The sequence below is a fragment of the Sphingopyxis sp. RIFCSPHIGHO2_12_FULL_65_19 genome (genome assembly GCF_001830555.1).
Classification (GTDB): Bacteria; Pseudomonadota; Alphaproteobacteria; order Sphingomonadales; family Sphingomonadaceae; genus Sphingopyxis.
Genome location: NZ_MIAM01000057.1, coordinates 10347 through 23563, shown reverse-complemented (window position 1 = coordinate 23563; position 13217 = coordinate 10347). Strand labels below are relative to the sequence as shown.

Annotated in this window: 15 protein-coding genes and 1 tRNA gene; 11 read left to right on the top strand and 5 right to left on the bottom strand. The window is 65.0% G+C overall.

What is annotated here, in order from left to right; all coding sequences use genetic code 11:
- Nucleotides 1-162 precede the first annotated feature (162 nt).
- A tRNA-Gln gene (locus A3E77_RS15990) sits at nt 163-236 on the bottom strand.
- A 155-nt stretch (nt 237-391) separates the two neighbouring features.
- Here A3E77_RS15990 and A3E77_RS15985 point away from each other — a divergent pair.
- Nucleotides 392-1684: an FAD-dependent oxidoreductase gene (locus tag A3E77_RS15985; protein WP_293647772.1), complete on the top strand. Its 1293-nt coding sequence runs from the start codon at nt 392-394 to the stop codon at nt 1682-1684.
- Complete coding sequence (locus A3E77_RS15980) at nt 1681-2100, top strand: DoxX family protein (RefSeq protein WP_293647770.1); 420 nt, start codon at nt 1681-1683, stop codon at nt 2098-2100. Before A3E77_RS15985 ends, A3E77_RS15980 begins: the two co-directional genes overlap by 4 nt.
- A 127-nt stretch (nt 2101-2227) precedes the next feature.
- Here A3E77_RS15980 and A3E77_RS15975 read toward each other — a convergent pair whose 3' ends face one another.
- Nucleotides 2228-3484: a dipeptidase gene (locus A3E77_RS15975; RefSeq protein ID WP_293647768.1), complete on the bottom strand. Its 1257-nt coding sequence runs from the start codon at nt 3482-3484 to the stop codon at nt 2228-2230.
- A gap of 77 nt (nt 3485-3561) precedes the next feature.
- Here A3E77_RS15975 and A3E77_RS15970 point away from each other — a divergent pair, with 77 nt between their 5' ends.
- Nucleotides 3562-4737: an acyl-CoA dehydrogenase family protein gene (locus A3E77_RS15970; RefSeq protein WP_293647766.1), complete on the top strand. Its 1176-nt coding sequence runs from the start codon at nt 3562-3564 to the stop codon at nt 4735-4737.
- On the opposite strand, the gene A3E77_RS15965 is transcribed toward A3E77_RS15970, so the two are convergent.
- Complete coding sequence (locus tag A3E77_RS15965) at nt 4734-5051, bottom strand: metalloregulator ArsR/SmtB family transcription factor (RefSeq protein ID WP_293647764.1); 318 nt, start codon at nt 5049-5051, stop codon at nt 4734-4736. The two genes, A3E77_RS15970 and A3E77_RS15965, sit on opposite strands and share 4 nt — an antisense overlap.
- Nucleotides 5052-5137: 86 nt before the next feature.
- Between A3E77_RS15965 and A3E77_RS15960 the strand changes: the two genes are divergently transcribed.
- The 4 genes from A3E77_RS15960 to A3E77_RS15945 are packed head-to-tail and all read left to right on the top strand — an operon-like array spanning nt 5138 to nt 7960.
- Nucleotides 5138-6097 carry an acyl-CoA desaturase gene (locus A3E77_RS15960; protein WP_293647762.1) on the top strand — a complete coding sequence of 320 codons (960 nt, stop codon included), beginning with the start codon at nt 5138-5140 and terminating at the stop codon, nt 6095-6097.
- Nucleotides 6078-7283 (top strand): M20 metallopeptidase family protein, encoded by a 1206-nt coding sequence (locus A3E77_RS15955; RefSeq protein ID WP_293647760.1) that lies wholly within the window; start codon nt 6078-6080, stop codon nt 7281-7283. Before A3E77_RS15960 ends, A3E77_RS15955 begins: the two co-directional genes overlap by 20 nt.
- Nucleotides 7280-7528 (top strand): GlsB/YeaQ/YmgE family stress response membrane protein, encoded by a 249-nt coding sequence (locus A3E77_RS15950; RefSeq protein ID WP_293647758.1) that lies wholly within the window; start codon nt 7280-7282, stop codon nt 7526-7528. The genes A3E77_RS15955 and A3E77_RS15950 overlap by 4 nt, the downstream gene beginning before the upstream one ends.
- 39 nt (nt 7529-7567) lie before the next feature.
- On the top strand, nt 7568-7960 hold the full coding sequence (locus A3E77_RS15945; protein ID WP_293647756.1) for a GxxExxY protein: 393 nt from the start codon (nt 7568-7570) through the stop codon (nt 7958-7960).
- Nucleotides 7961-8010: 50 nt separating this feature from the next.
- Here A3E77_RS15945 and nadB read toward each other — a convergent pair whose 3' ends face one another.
- The gene (nadB, locus tag A3E77_RS15940) at nt 8011-9588 is read right to left on the bottom strand and encodes an L-aspartate oxidase (RefSeq protein WP_293647754.1); all 1578 of its coding nucleotides are present in this window, start codon (nt 9586-9588) and stop codon (nt 8011-8013) included.
- 114 nt (nt 9589-9702) lie between these two features.
- Here nadB and A3E77_RS15935 point away from each other — a divergent pair, with 114 nt between their 5' ends.
- Entirely contained in the window at nt 9703-10485 is a 783-nt protein-coding gene (locus A3E77_RS15935; RefSeq protein WP_293647752.1) for an endonuclease/exonuclease/phosphatase family protein, read from the top strand.
- A gap of 3 nt (nt 10486-10488) precedes the next feature.
- Here the strand turns inward: A3E77_RS15935 and A3E77_RS15930 are convergent, their stop codons facing one another.
- Nucleotides 10489-11409, bottom strand: coding sequence for an ABC transporter ATP-binding protein (locus tag A3E77_RS15930; protein WP_293647750.1), 921 nt, complete (start codon nt 11407-11409; stop codon nt 10489-10491).
- Between the two features lie 134 nt (nt 11410-11543).
- Between A3E77_RS15930 and A3E77_RS15925 the strand changes: the two genes are divergently transcribed.
- The 3 genes from A3E77_RS15925 to A3E77_RS15915 all read left to right on the top strand — a co-directional run bounded on the left by A3E77_RS15925 (nt 11544) and on the right by A3E77_RS15915 (nt 13063).
- Nucleotides 11544-12065, top strand: coding sequence for a DUF4402 domain-containing protein (locus A3E77_RS15925; RefSeq protein WP_293647748.1), 522 nt, complete (start codon nt 11544-11546; stop codon nt 12063-12065).
- Nucleotides 12066-12214: 149 nt separating this feature from the next.
- The gene (locus A3E77_RS15920) at nt 12215-12412 is read left to right on the top strand and encodes a zinc-finger domain-containing protein (protein ID WP_293647746.1); all 198 of its coding nucleotides are present in this window, start codon (nt 12215-12217) and stop codon (nt 12410-12412) included.
- Between the two features lie 96 nt (nt 12413-12508).
- Complete coding sequence (locus A3E77_RS15915) at nt 12509-13063, top strand: DUF4402 domain-containing protein (RefSeq protein ID WP_293647744.1); 555 nt, start codon at nt 12509-12511, stop codon at nt 13061-13063.
- The last annotated feature ends 154 nt before the right edge of the window (nt 13064-13217 follow it).

The window sequence follows — 13217 nt, the reverse complement described above, 5'->3', positions numbered from 1 at the left end:
CGAAAGCTTCCAAATCATGTTGCATCTATGTTGCGCGTAGTTGCCGGGAACTGATGACACTAATCAGAAAACCCCAGAAATACGTTGCATTGGCGTAGACTTCGAATCCCAAACACGAAGAGTGCTCTAGGCCAGTAAGTCTTTGAGTATCAATGGTATATCTGGATGCCCCGTGAGGATTCGAACCTCAATAGACGGAATCAGAATCCGTAGTCTTACCATTAGACGACGGGGCAATGAGGCGGGCGCAATATGATCCGGCGAAGCCCGTGTCAAGGCCGCTGGGGCGGGCCGAACAAGTCCGCTTGCCCTGACGCATTTCGCCGCTAGCATCGCATCGACAACAAAGGGGGCTGCGCCCCGGCGCGGAACCCCCATGAGGAGTGGGCTGATGCGTCACGTCGCCATCGTCGGGTCTGGCCCGGCGGGCTATTACACCGCCGAAACCTTGCAGAAAGCCGACGATATTGCGGTCGATGTCATCGACCGGCTACCCGTCCCCTATGGCCTGATCCGCACCGGCGTCGCGCCCGACCACCAGTCGATCAAGGCGGTGTCGCGCCGCTACGAAGGGACCGCGCTGACCGACAATGTCCGTTTCGTCGGCCATGTTGCGGTCGGCACCGACGTGACGATCGACGAACTGGTCGCGCTTTACGACGCGGTGGTGCTCGCGACCGGGGCGCCGAACGACCGACCGCTCGACATCCCCGGCGCCGACCTGCCCGGGGTGATCGGCAGCGCCGCCTTTGTCGGCTGGTATAACGGTCATCCCGATTTCGCGCATCTCGACCCGCCGCTGGGTGCCCCCGGCGTCGCGGTGATCGGCAACGGCAATGTCGCGCTCGACGTGGCGCGCATTCTTGCCAAGACCCCGGCCGAATTTGCAGGCAGCGATATCGTCGCGCACGCCCGCGACGCGCTGGCGGCAAGCGCGGTGCGCCATATCCACATCCTCGGCCGCCGCGGTCCGCACCAGATTGCGATGACCCCGAAAGAGCTTGGCGAGCTCGGCCATCTCGACCGCGCCAGCCCGCGCGTCGACCCGACCGACCTGCCGGCCGAGGGCGACGACGCGATGCTCGAACCCGGAATGCGCAAGTCGGTGACGCATTTGCGCAGCTTCGCAGCCAACCCGGTCGCCAAGCCGGTGACGATCGATTTCGATTTCTTTGCCATGCCGATCCGGCTGGAAGGCGACGGGCGAGTCGAACGCATCATCGTCGAACGGACAACGCTGGACGCGGACCTCAGAAGCCATGGCACGGGCCAGACCTATGCGATCGACGCCGGACTGGTGATCAGTTGCATCGGTTATCAGACGCCGCCGATTCCCGGCGTCCCCTATGAACATGGCCGCGGGCGCTTCGCCAGCGACGAGGGGCGCATCCTGCCCGGGCTTTACGCGGTCGGCTGGGCGCGGCGCGGCCCGTCGGGGACGATCGGGACGAACAAGCCCGACGGCGCGCGGATCGGCGAAATGGTGCTGGAGGATATCGGCCGCGGCGCGGGCAAGGCCGGCCGCGCCGGGCTCGACGCGCTGCTCGCGAGCCGCGACATCGCCCCCGTCACGTTCCGCGACTGGCGCCGGATCGAGGAGGCGGAGGTGAAGGCGGCGGTCGACGGCAATCCGCGCGAAAAATTCACCAGTATCGAAGCGATGATCGAAGCCATCGGGCGTTGAAGGCGCCTATCCGCCTCGCGCTGCGCTGGCTGCTCGCGCTCGCTTATGGCTATGCCGGCTGGGCGCATCTGGCGCGCCCCGCACCGTTCCTGGCGATCATGCCGCCCTGGGTTCCCGCGCCCGACCTGGTTGTCGCGCTTACCGGCGTGGCCGAAATCGCGGGCGCCATCGGCCTGATGGTCCCCACCACGCGCAAGGCGGCGGGCTGGGGTCTCGCGCTCTACGCCCTGTGCGTCTGGCCGGCCAATTTCCACCACGCGATCGCCAATGTCGCGATCGGCGGCGAAACGCTGAGCTGGTGGTATCATGGCCCGCGCCTCGCCGCGCAGCCGCTGATCATCTGGTGGGCGCTGTGGGCGAGCAGCGCGACCGACTGGCCGTTCAACCGGGACAGACGCTCTAACCTTCCCCCTTGATGGGGGAGGCAGCGAGACTGGACGATGCCATCGGCTGGTCGCAGCGGTGGGGGTGAGGTTGCGAGCATGAGCCCAAGCCTGCAACCGCACCCCCACCCAACCTTCCCCCATCAAGGGGGAGGGCCAATTATTTCGCGACTGGCGTCTCGATCGGCGGCTGGCCCTTCTGGCTCGCGGCATAGGCCTCGGCCGCCTTCAGGACGCGGAGCATGTTGCCGCTCGAAATCTTTTCCAGCTCGGCCTGCGTATAGCCGCGCCGCGCAAGTTCGGCGAACAGTCGCGGATAACCCGTGACATCCTCCAGCCCCACTGGGGTTGCGTCCATGCCGTCATAGTCGCCGCCGATCCCGATATGATCGACGCCGATCGTCTTCTTGATGTGGTCGATATGGTCCGCCGCGATCCCGATCGGCGTCTGCGGCGCCGGGTTCGCCGCGTCCCACGCTTTCAGCGCAGCCGCGACGGCATCGGGATTGCCGACATACAGCGCATCAAGCCGCGCCTTTTCCGCCGTCCGCAACAGGCCGTGCGCGCGCAATTTGGGGTCGAGGAAGGCGGCATAAAGCACCACCATCACGACGCCGCCATTGGCCTTCACCGCGGGCAGCACGCTGTCGGGCACGTTGCGCGGATGATCGTTGACCGCACGCACGCCCGAATGGCTGAACATCACCGGCGCCTTCGTGACCTCGAGCGCATCCTTCATCGTCGCCTCGCTGACGTGGCTCAAATCGACAATCATGCCGAGGCGGTTCATTTCCCGAACCACCTGGCGCCCGAAATCGGTCAGCCCGTCATATTTGGGCGCGTCGGTCGCGCTGTCGGCCCAGGGCGTCGTCTTGCCGTGCGTCAACGTCATATAGCGCACGCCCATGCCATACATTTCGCGCAGCACCGCCAGGCTCGACCCGATCGACTGGCCGCCCTCGATGCCCAGCATTCCGGCGACCTTGCCCGCCTTCATCTGCTGCTCGAGTTCGGTCGAGGTCAGCGCCAGACCAAGGTCGTTGGGGTAACGCGCGATCAGCCGCTTGGCGACGTCGATCTGTTCGATCGTCTGCTGCACCGCTTGCTGCTCGTTCGTGTTCGACGGCACATAGACCGACCAGAATTGCGCGCCAACATGCCCTTTGCGCAGGCGCTGGATGTCGGTGTGCATCACCGTGCCGTCGGGCTTGGGCTTGGTGGTGTCACGAAAGTCGAAACCGTTGATCATGTTGCCGACCTGCCCGCGCAGTTCCCACGGCACGTCGTTGTGCCCGTCGAACACCGGCGCCTTTTTGAGCGCGGCCTCGGCGATCGCTTCGGGCGACTTTTGCGCCATGGCGGGAGTGGAGATCAGGGCGAATGCGGCGAAGCCGACGAGCAGGGAGGCTTTGTTCATGGAACGGACCTTAAGTGCCTCAGCGGATGACGCAACCCCGACTTGACGTTCGCGTCAACGCCGCGCAGCATTGCGACATGACAGCCTTCGACGAGTGGCGCGCCAGATCGCCCTATTATGACGAAACCCACGAGGCATTGGCGCAGAGTGTCCGCCGCTTCGTCGCCCGCGAGGTCGCGCCGCATATCGACCGCTGGGAAGCCGAAGGCGAACTGCCGCGCGACCTCCACAAGAAAGCGGCGGACGCGGGCATCCTCGGGCTGCGCTATCCCGAACGCTATGGCGGGCACAGCGAGGGGTTCGACAATTTCCACGGCCTGGTGCTGACCGAGGAGCTCGCCGCCGTCGGCGCGGGCGGGCTCGGCGCGTCACTGATGACGCATGGCATCGGCCTGCCCCCGATCCTCGCCTTGGGATCGGAGGAACTGAAACAGCGGGTCGCGCCGCCGGTGCTCGCGGGCGACAGGATCATCGCGCTCGGCATTACCGAGGCAGGCGGTGGCAGCGATGTCGCGAACCTCAAGACGACGGCGGTGAAGGACGGCGACGATTATATCGTCAACGGCGGCAAGATGTTCATCACCAGCGGCATGCGCGCCGACTGGCTGACCTGCGCGGTGCGCACCGGCGGGCCGGGCGCGGCGGGCATCTCGCTGCTGCTGATCGACATGGACAGCCCCGGCGTCGAGCCCACCCGCCTCGACAAGATGGGCTGGCGGTGCAGCGACACCGCGGCGATCCATTTCGAGGGCGTCCGCGTTCCCGCCGCCAACCTGATCGGCCCCGAGAATGGCGGCTTCATCGGCATCATGCGCAATTTCAATTCAGAGCGTCTCGGCATGGCGATGGGCTGCTGCGCCTATGCCCGCGTCGCGATGGCCGAAGCGGCCGAATGGGCGCAGAACCGCGAAACCTTTGGGCGTCCGCTCGTCGGCCACCAGTCGATCCGCATCAAGCTCGCCGACATGGAGCGCCAGATCGAGGCGACGCAAGCATGGGTCGACCTTTGCGCCTGGCAGGTCAAGGAAGGCAAGGACCGCCCCGCCGACTTCGCGATGCTGAAGGTCCAGGCGACGCGGATGCTGGAAAGCGTCGCGCGCGAGGCGGCGCAGGTGCTGGGCGGTGCGTCCTATATTACCGGCAGCAAGGTCGAACGCATCTACCGCGAGGTCCGCGTCAATGCGATCGGCGGCGGCAGCGAGGAAATCATGCTCGACCTGGCGGGACGGCAGTTGTTCGGGGGGAAGCGTTAGGCTTGGTCGCGCCGCTTGTCCGCCAGTGCGCGCGATTCGGCTTTCAGCGGACGTGATACCGGGCAAACTTCCTGCACATAGCCGTTGAGGACATTGGTCAGCGCTTCGGGGACGAGGCGATAGAAGACGAACTGGCCGCGCTTCTCACTCACGATCAGCCCAGCATTTTCGAGCACCGACAGATGCTGTGATACCGCGGGCTTGCTCATCTCGAAGCGCGCGGCGATGTCGCCCGCGCTGAGTTCGGCATGCGCCAAATAGGCGAGAATCTTGCGCCGCGGCGTCGACGCCAATGCCTGAAAAACACGTTCCATAAGTCCCGAAATGGGCATCGTCGGCAGACTTGACAAGCAATAATTTATTTAAGTAATTACTTATATTCTTTTTAGAGGAGTCGGTGATGCGAAGCGAACTTGACCCCCATGCCGTCAATTTCCTGATCGACGAGCCCGGACCCGATCCGCGCAGCGGCCGGGTTCGCGCCGACGCGCCGAGCATGGCGTGGAACGGAGGCATGGCAATCGTCGCGCTGATCGCTGGTCCCTTTTTCGCCACGCCATCCACCATCGCGCTTTTCCTTGTCACGACCGGCGCGGCGCTGCTTCTCGGCCACAGCGTCGGTTATCACCGCATGATGATCCACGGCAGCTTCGCGGCGCCGCGCTGGCTTACCCGCACGCTCGTCTGGTTTGGCGCCTTCGTCGGCATGGCCGGGCCCTATGGCATCATCCGCGCGCACGACACGCGCGACTGGGCCCAGCGGCAGGCCGATTGCCATCCGTTCCTTGCGCACAAGACACACATCCTCCGCGATGCGTGGTGGCAAATCTATTGCCGCCTCGATCTCGACCGCCCGCCGCGTTTCGATTTCGCCGAACTCGACCGCGATCCCTTTTATCGCTGGCTGGAAGCGACATGGCGTTGGCAGCAAGTGCCTGTGGCGTTGATTTTCTTCGCGGTTGGCGGCTGGGGATGGGTCGTGTGGGGCGTCGCCGCGCGCGTCGCGGTCGCCAATCACGGCCACTGGCTCGTCGGCCACATGGCCCACAATCGCGGGCCGCAGCACTGGATCGTCGATGCACACGGCGTGCAGGCGTTCGACGTGCCTTGGGCGGCGATACCGACGATGGGCGAGGCGTGGCACAATAATCATCACGCCTATCCGGGATCGGCGCGCATCGGCCTTCATCCCGGACAGAGCGACTGGGGCTATGCTTTCATCCGCCTTTGCGAACAGATGGGTTTGATATGGGGCGTGCAGACACCCGACACGCTGGGCAAACGCCCCGGGCTGTCCAAGATCACTCGACAGCCGTGTGGCTTGGCGGCACATTCGCCAAATGGACACGCAATCAAATAGCTGGCCCGCCGAGGCCGAAACGCTGCTCGACGATCTCGTCGATCTTCGCCGCGCGATTCATCGTGAGCCTGAATTGGGGCTGCAAACCCCTAAGACGCTGGCGAAGATCAAGGAGGCGCTCGCCGGGTTGCCGCTCGAATTTCGCGAGGGGCCGTCGACCACGGGGCTGGTTGCGATACTGCGCGGTCCGGCGAACGGGCGCACCGTGCTGCTGCGCGGCGACATGGACGCGCTGCCGCTGGTCGAAGAGACCGGGCTCGACTTCTCCTCGGAAATCAGCGGCGCGATGCACGCCTGCGGGCACGACACGCATGTCGCGATGCTCGTCGGCGCGGCAAAGCTGCTCTGCGCCGCCCGCGACCGCCTCCCCGGCACCGTGATGTTCATGTTCCAGCCGGGGGAGGAAGGGCATCATGGCGCGCGCTTCATGCTGGGTGACGGCATTATCGACCCACTGCCCGACGCCGCCTTCGCGCTCCACATCATGCCCAACGCGCCGCACGGCATTTTCGCGTCGCGCGCCGGGCCGCTACTCGCCTCGTCCGACGTGCTCTCGATCACCGTCAAGGGTGCGGGCGGCCATGCGTCGATGCCGCACGATGCCATCGACCCGATCCCGGTGGCCTGCGCGATCGTCACCGCGATCCAGACGATGGTGACGCGCCGCGTGTCGGTGTTCGATCCGGCGGTTATCACCATCGCGAAAATTGCCGCAGGGACGACGAACAATATCATTCCCGAAACGGCCGAGATGCTGGGGACGATCCGCACCCTGTCGCCCGAACGCCGCGGACACGTCGCGCGCGAATTGAAGCGCCTGGTGCCCGCGATCGCCGAAGCGCATGGCTGCACCGCCGAGGTCCAGATCGACGAAGGTTTCCCCGTCACCATTTGCGATAGCCGCGCGGTCGCCTTCGGCCAGTCGGTGGTCGAACAGACCTTTGGCGAGGCGGCCTGGCTGACGATGGACAATCCGGTGATGGGCGCCGAGGATTTCTCTTACGTGCTCGAAAAAGTGCCCGGAGCAATGTTCTGGCTCGGCGCGAGCGAGGCGGGCAGCGACTGGCGCCAATGCTGCGGGCTGCACTCGAACCACATGGTGCTCGACGAGACGGTGATGGCACGCGGGGCGGCGCTGCACGCGGCGCTCGCCGAGCGGTTTTTGAACGAAGGATTCAACGCATGATCAACATCATCGGCGCGATCATCTCGGGCCTGGTCATCGGTGCGTTGGCGCGATTCTTTTATCCCGGCGCGGTCGAGATGGGTTGGATCGCAACGATCCTGCTCGGCATCGGCGGCTCGCTGCTCGCCGGGCTGGTGACGACGCGCGGGGTGCGCGGCGAATTCCACCGCGCGGGATGCTTCGCTTCGGTGATCGGGGCGATTGTTTTGATTCTGGTCGGACGGTTGTTGGGGATAGGTGGGTGAGAATAATTATCTCACACAAAGACACAAAGAGGTACGCCGATGACTGCAAGCGTCGAAGATTTGGCCAGGCTTGTTGTCGACTGCGGGTTCCGACTGCATCAGAATTTGGGGCCGGGCCTCCTTGAATCGGCGTATGAAGCCATTTTGGCGGACCAACTGGCAAGACGTGGTATCATCGTCGAACGTCAGAAGCCGATCCCAATCAGATATGATGGCGTTGAACTCGCCGAAGGCTTCCGGGCCGATCTATTGTTGAATGGCCAATTGCTGGTTGAGTTGAAATCGGTTGAGCGGCTTTCGCCGCTCCATAGCAAACAGGTGCTGACCTATTTACGGCTGCTCGACCTGCCACTCGGTGTTCTGATAAATTTTGGCGGAGCCACTTTCAAAGAGGGTGTACGCCGCATCGCAAATGGCGATTTGGGTCGATGAACACGCGCCCTCTTTGTGTCTTTGTGTGAGAAATTTTTTCTAAACTAACATCACGGCACCAGCACCGTGTCGACCGCCTGCGCCAGCATTTCGGGATAATCGAGCGTATAGTGCAGCCCGCGGCTTTCCTTGCGGTGGAGCGCGCTTTTGACGATCAGGTCGGCGCATTGCAGCAGGTTGCGCAGTTCGATGAGGTCGGTCGTGACGCGGAAGTGGCCGTAATAATCCTCGACCTCATGGGTCATCATGTTGATGCGGTGCTGCGCGCGTTCCAGCCTTTTGGTGGTGCGCACGATGCCGACATAATTCCACATGAAGCGGCGGATTTCGGTCCAGTTCTGCTTGATGATTACCTCTTCGTCCGAATCGGTGACGCGGCTTTCGTCCCACGGGCGGATCGGCGGCGGCGGTTCGAGCTGGTCCCAGCGCGCTACAATGTCCTTCGCCGCGGCCTCCCCGAACACGAAACATTCGAGCAAGCTGTTCGACGCGAGACGATTGGCACCATGCAGCCCGCTCTCGGTGCACTCGCCCGCCGCATACAGGCCGGGAAGGTCGGTGCGCCCGGCCAGGTCGATCAAAATGCCGCCGCATGTATAATGTTGTGCCGGCACCACCGGGATCGGCTGCTTCGTCATGTCGATGCCCAGCGTCAGCAACTTGTCATAGATATTGGGGAAATGCCCCGCGACGAAATCGGGATCGAGGTGGCTGATGTCGAGATGGACATAATCGAGCCCCGACCGCTTGATCTGGTCGTCGTTCGCGCGCGCAACGACATCGCGCGGGGCGAGTTCGGCGCGAACGTCATAGTCGGGCATGTAACGGTGGCCGGTGACGGGGTGCTTCAATATGCCGCCCTCGCCGCGCACCGCCTCGGTAATCAGGAAATTCTTCACGTCGAGATTATAGAGGCAGGTCGGGTGGAACTGCATCATCTCCATGTTGCTGACGCGGCAGCCCGCCCGCCACGCCATCGCGATGCCGTCGCCGGTCGCGCCTCTGGGCGCGGTCGAGAATTGATAGACGCGCCCCGCCCCGCCGCTCGCGAGGATCGTCGCGCGGCCGACATGCGCGTGGACCTGGCCGGTCGCCTCGTCGAGCGCATAGACGCCCCACACGCGCCCCGATCCCGAATAGCGCAATTCATGCCGTCCGGTGATCAGGTCGATGCACGCCTGCCCGGGCAGCAAGGTGATGTTCGGATGCGCCTCGGCGGTCTTGAGCAGCGCCGCCTGCACCGCCCAGCCGGTCGCGTCGTCGACATGCACGATACGGCGGTGCGAATGGCCGCCCTCGCGCGTCAGGTGCAGCGCCTCGGCATCCTTGTTGAACGGCACGCCCATTTCGACGAGGCGCTCGATCGACGCCGGGGCGTTCTCGACAACGAACTCGACCGTTTCACGGCGGTTGAGACCGCCGCCCGCGACCATCGTGTCCTCGATATGATTCTCGAACGTATCGCCCGCATCGAGCACCGCCGCGATGCCGCCCTGCGCCCAGGCGGTCGAACCGCCGGTGAGTTCGCCCTTCGCGAGCACAAGCACGCGGCAATGATCGGCGAGCGCGATGGCCGCGGTCAGCCCCGCCGCGCCCGATCCCACGATGATGACGTCATATTCGCTCATGGCGCCTCTGTTGCACAGCGGGACGCCGCATGACAGGGGGATCGCGGTCGCTGGTCAGGGGAATTTTTCGGGATGCACAAAGTCAGACTTGATCGGCGCGCGATTCTGACGGCAATGGCGTCGCTCCCGCTCGCCGCCTGCGCGCATCGGCCGCAGCTGGGAACCAGAAGCCGTATCGGCGTCGCGACCTTCAACATCTGGCACAACGCGGGCGGGCATTGGCCGGCGCGCCGCGCCTTGCTGGCCGACGCGCTGCGCGCCGCCGACGCCGATGTCATCGCGTTGCAGGAGGTGCTGGAGGATGCCGGCAGGGGCCTGCCCAACCAGGCGGCCACCATCGCGCGCGACCTTGGTTATCCCGATGTCCATTTCGTCGCGCCGGAGGCCGAAGGGTCGCCCAAACGTTATGGCAATGCGATCCTGACGCGCCTGCCCGTGATCGAAGTCGCGCGCCGCAAGCTGGAACCGCTGTCCGATTACCGCACTGCGATCCGCGTGCGCGTGCAGGACGGGCACGGCCCGGTCGATGTCGTCGCGACGCATCTGGCCTGGCAGCCCGGGGCCGCCGCCGTCCGCGCCGAGCAACTTGCCGACCTGCTGGCGTGGCTGCCCACCGACCGAACCCCACTGATCGTCATGGGCGATTTCAACGCGCCGCTCGACGACCCCGGACTGACCGCGATGGGGCCGCCGCGCTTCACCTCGGCGCTCCCCGCGGGCGCCGCCGCCACCACGCTCAATCCCGCGCGCGGCCATGCCCCGCGTGTCATCGACCATATTTTCGCGGAAACTGCTGCCTTCGCCGTCGCCGACGCGCATGTGATCGGCGACCAGCCGGTCGCTGGCGAATATCCCTCGGATCATTTCGGCGTCGCCGCGCGCCTGACGCGGCGTTGAGGATCAGGCGGCGCGGCGCGTCAGGTTGAGGAACACATCCTCCAGATCGGCCTCGCGCGTCGACACATCGACGATGCCATGCCCCATCGCATTCACCGCGGCGAGCACCGCGCCCGCGTTCATGCGGTCCTTGTTATAGTGGATCGCGAGGCCGCGCTCGCCCTCACGCTCGACCTTCTCGAACGCCGGATGCGTCGGCAGCACCGTCACGTCGGCGTCGAGCGTCACCACGACGATCTTTTCGCGCGCCATGTCGACCAGTTCGCGCGTCGGCTTGTTCGCGATCAGCTTGCCATGGTTGATGATCGCGATCCGATCGCACAGCTCCTCGGCTTCTTCCAGATAATGCGTGGTCAGCACCACGGTCACACCGCGATCGTTGAGCGACTGCACATATTCCCAGAGTTGCTGGCGCAGTTCGATGTCGACGCCCGCGGTCGGTTCGTCGAGCACGATGATCGGGGGCGAATGGACCATCGCCTTCGCGACCAGCAGGCGGCGCTTCATGCCGCCCGACAAGGTGCGGGCATAGGCGTCGCGCTTGTCCGACAGGTGCACCGCGGCGAGCAGCGCGTCCGAAATGCGCTTGTCTTTGGGCACCCCATACAGACCCGCCTGATTCTCCAGCGTCTCATATGGCGTGAAAAAGGGATCGAAGACGATTTCCTGCGGCACGATACCGATCGAATATTTGGCGTTCCTGGGATCGGCATCGATGTCGAAGCCCCAGATGCTTGCGCTCCCGCTCGTCTTGTTGACCAGACCCGCCAGGATGTTGATCAGCGTCGACTTGCCCGCGCCATTCGGGCCCAAGAGCCCGAAGATCTGCCCGCGCGGCACGTCGAAACTGACATTGTCGAGCGCCTGCTTGCCGCCGGCATAGATTTTGGAGACGGCGTCGATGCGGATGGCGGCTTCACTCATGCCCGCCTCCATAGCCGCGCGCCGCCGCCCGCGAAAGCCCGCTAATTTTTGTCAGCACCGCGTTAACGCTAAATTGGAAAATCGCCGCTAGGACCGGGGATGTGAGGACCAGCCACATCTCTTGCCCGTTGCCCATGCAACGCGGCCTCGCCCTTCTTGCGCTTTGCCTTGCCCCGGCCGTTCCCGCGCTGGCGCAGAGCGGAACGCAGGCCCAGGCCGAAGCCATCGTGCTTCGCCCGCTCAGCTTCTTCAAGGTCAACGACCTCGATTTCGGCGACATCATCCCGTCGGCGAGCGCGGGGACCGTGACGATCGAACCCGATGGATCGCGCAGCCGCACCGGCGGCGTGACGCTGGCGGGCGATGGCGGCGAACCTGCCCGCTTCGCTGGACTCGGCAGCTTCAATCGCCAGGTCAATATCTCGCTGGGGTCCAACATGATCTGGATCACCGGCCCGGGGACGCGGATGCGCGTGCGAAACTTTGAAATCGGCAGCACGCCGACCGCGATCCTGTCGACCACCCCGACGCGCTTCCGCATCACCTCGCCGCTCGGCAATTATAATTTCCCGGTCGGCGGGACGCTCGAAGTCGGCGCCAACCAGGCGCCGGGCGACTACAGCGGCACGTTCACGATCACGCTCAACTATCTTTAGGCAATTATCTTCAGGCTTCCTGTGGGGGGAAGACGGCACCGGGGGACCACTTGCGCCCGACCCGGTGCCTGCGCCGGTGCCGTCACGGCCCTCACATCCTGTTCAGACCCGATTGCCGAGCGTTCGCCCGCTTGCTATGGGCGCGGTCGATGACCCAGCCCGCGCCCGAAACCATCCGCACGCCCAAAACCCGCATCGCCTGTGACGGCACCGGCGACGGCCTCGCCGATGCGGCGCTCGGCCATCCGCGCGTATGGCTGGAAATCGACACCGACGACGGCTTTGCCGACTGCGGCTATTGCGACCGGCGCTTCATTTTGATCGGCGGCGTCGCCGACAAGGCCTGATCCCCGGCGCAGACGTAAACGCCGCCTTTACCAAGCCCATGCATCAGTGATGAACGCCCCTGCTGGCATAAGATGTGCCAGACAGGAGCAGAATCTGTGGGGATTCGAGGGACCAGATATGACCGGGGCGCCGCGCGCGCGCTGACCATCGGCGCGGCGGCGATCGGCGCCGCGCTGTCCGCCCCCGCGTCGGCCGCGGACATGGCCGGCACCGCCAATGCCGCGGTCGTTCGCCCCAACACACTGATCAAGACCGACGATCTCGATTTCGGCACGCTGGTCAGCGGCGCGACCGGCGGCACCGTCACGATCAACCCCGTCACCAATGCGCGAACCACGGGCGGCGGCGTCACGCCGGTCGGCAACGACGGCCGCCGCGCCATATTTCAGGGCACCGGCGGCATATTCCTCATCACCGTATCGGGCAGCACCTCGGTCACGCTCACGCGCGTCGGCGGCGGCGCGGCGCCGATGACCGCCAGCCTCGTCCGCGCCGCGAGCACCAGCGGCGGCGGCATCGCCCTGCTGGGCGTAACCTTGCTGCCCAGCGGGGTGCAGACCTATTATATCGGCGGCACGCTCAACGTCCCCGCGAACCAGCCCGAGGGCAATTACAGCGGCACCTTCACGCTGACCGTCAATTATCTGTAGACGGGCGCCCGGTTTCGACCGGGGGCGGACGTAAAGTTCCTCCCCATCGCAAGTCGATGGGGAGGATCTAATTGCCCGCTCCCCACCCCTAAGCGGATGTCCTTGGGCAGGCCCCTGTAACGCCCGCCGACGAACGGGCCTTTGCCTCGCTGGC

What these genes read in the sequence shown, in the direction of transcription:
- A3E77_RS15960 (WP_293647762.1), top strand. Translation starts at nt 5,138, where the DNA reads ATGCGAAGCGAACTTGACCCCCATGCCGTCAATTTCCTGATCGACGAG.
- nadB (WP_293647754.1), bottom strand. Translation starts at nt 9,588, where the DNA reads ATGAGCGAATATGACGTCATCATCGTGGGATCGGGCGCGGCGGGGCTG.
- A3E77_RS15935 (WP_293647752.1), top strand. Translation starts at nt 9,703, where the DNA reads ATGGCGTCGCTCCCGCTCGCCGCCTGCGCGCATCGGCCGCAGCTGGGA.
- A3E77_RS15975 (WP_293647768.1), bottom strand. Translation starts at nt 3,484, where the DNA reads ATGAACAAAGCCTCCCTGCTCGTCGGCTTCGCCGCATTCGCCCTGATC.
- A3E77_RS15925 (WP_293647748.1), top strand. Translation starts at nt 11,544, where the DNA reads ATGCAACGCGGCCTCGCCCTTCTTGCGCTTTGCCTTGCCCCGGCCGTT.
- A3E77_RS15985 (WP_293647772.1), top strand. Translation starts at nt 392, where the DNA reads ATGCGTCACGTCGCCATCGTCGGGTCTGGCCCGGCGGGCTATTACACC.
- A3E77_RS15950 (WP_293647758.1), top strand. Translation starts at nt 7,280, where the DNA reads ATGATCAACATCATCGGCGCGATCATCTCGGGCCTGGTCATCGGTGCG.
- A3E77_RS15930 (WP_293647750.1), bottom strand. Translation starts at nt 11,409, where the DNA reads ATGAGTGAAGCCGCCATCCGCATCGACGCCGTCTCCAAAATCTATGCC.
- A3E77_RS15970 (WP_293647766.1), top strand. Translation starts at nt 3,562, where the DNA reads ATGACAGCCTTCGACGAGTGGCGCGCCAGATCGCCCTATTATGACGAA.
- A3E77_RS15920 (WP_293647746.1), top strand. Translation starts at nt 12,215, where the DNA reads ATGACCCAGCCCGCGCCCGAAACCATCCGCACGCCCAAAACCCGCATC.
- A3E77_RS15965 (WP_293647764.1), bottom strand. Translation starts at nt 5,051, where the DNA reads ATGGAACGTGTTTTTCAGGCATTGGCGTCGACGCCGCGGCGCAAGATT.
- A3E77_RS15945 (WP_293647756.1), top strand. Translation starts at nt 7,568, where the DNA reads ATGACTGCAAGCGTCGAAGATTTGGCCAGGCTTGTTGTCGACTGCGGG.
- A3E77_RS15955 (WP_293647760.1), top strand. Translation starts at nt 6,078, where the DNA reads ATGGACACGCAATCAAATAGCTGGCCCGCCGAGGCCGAAACGCTGCTC.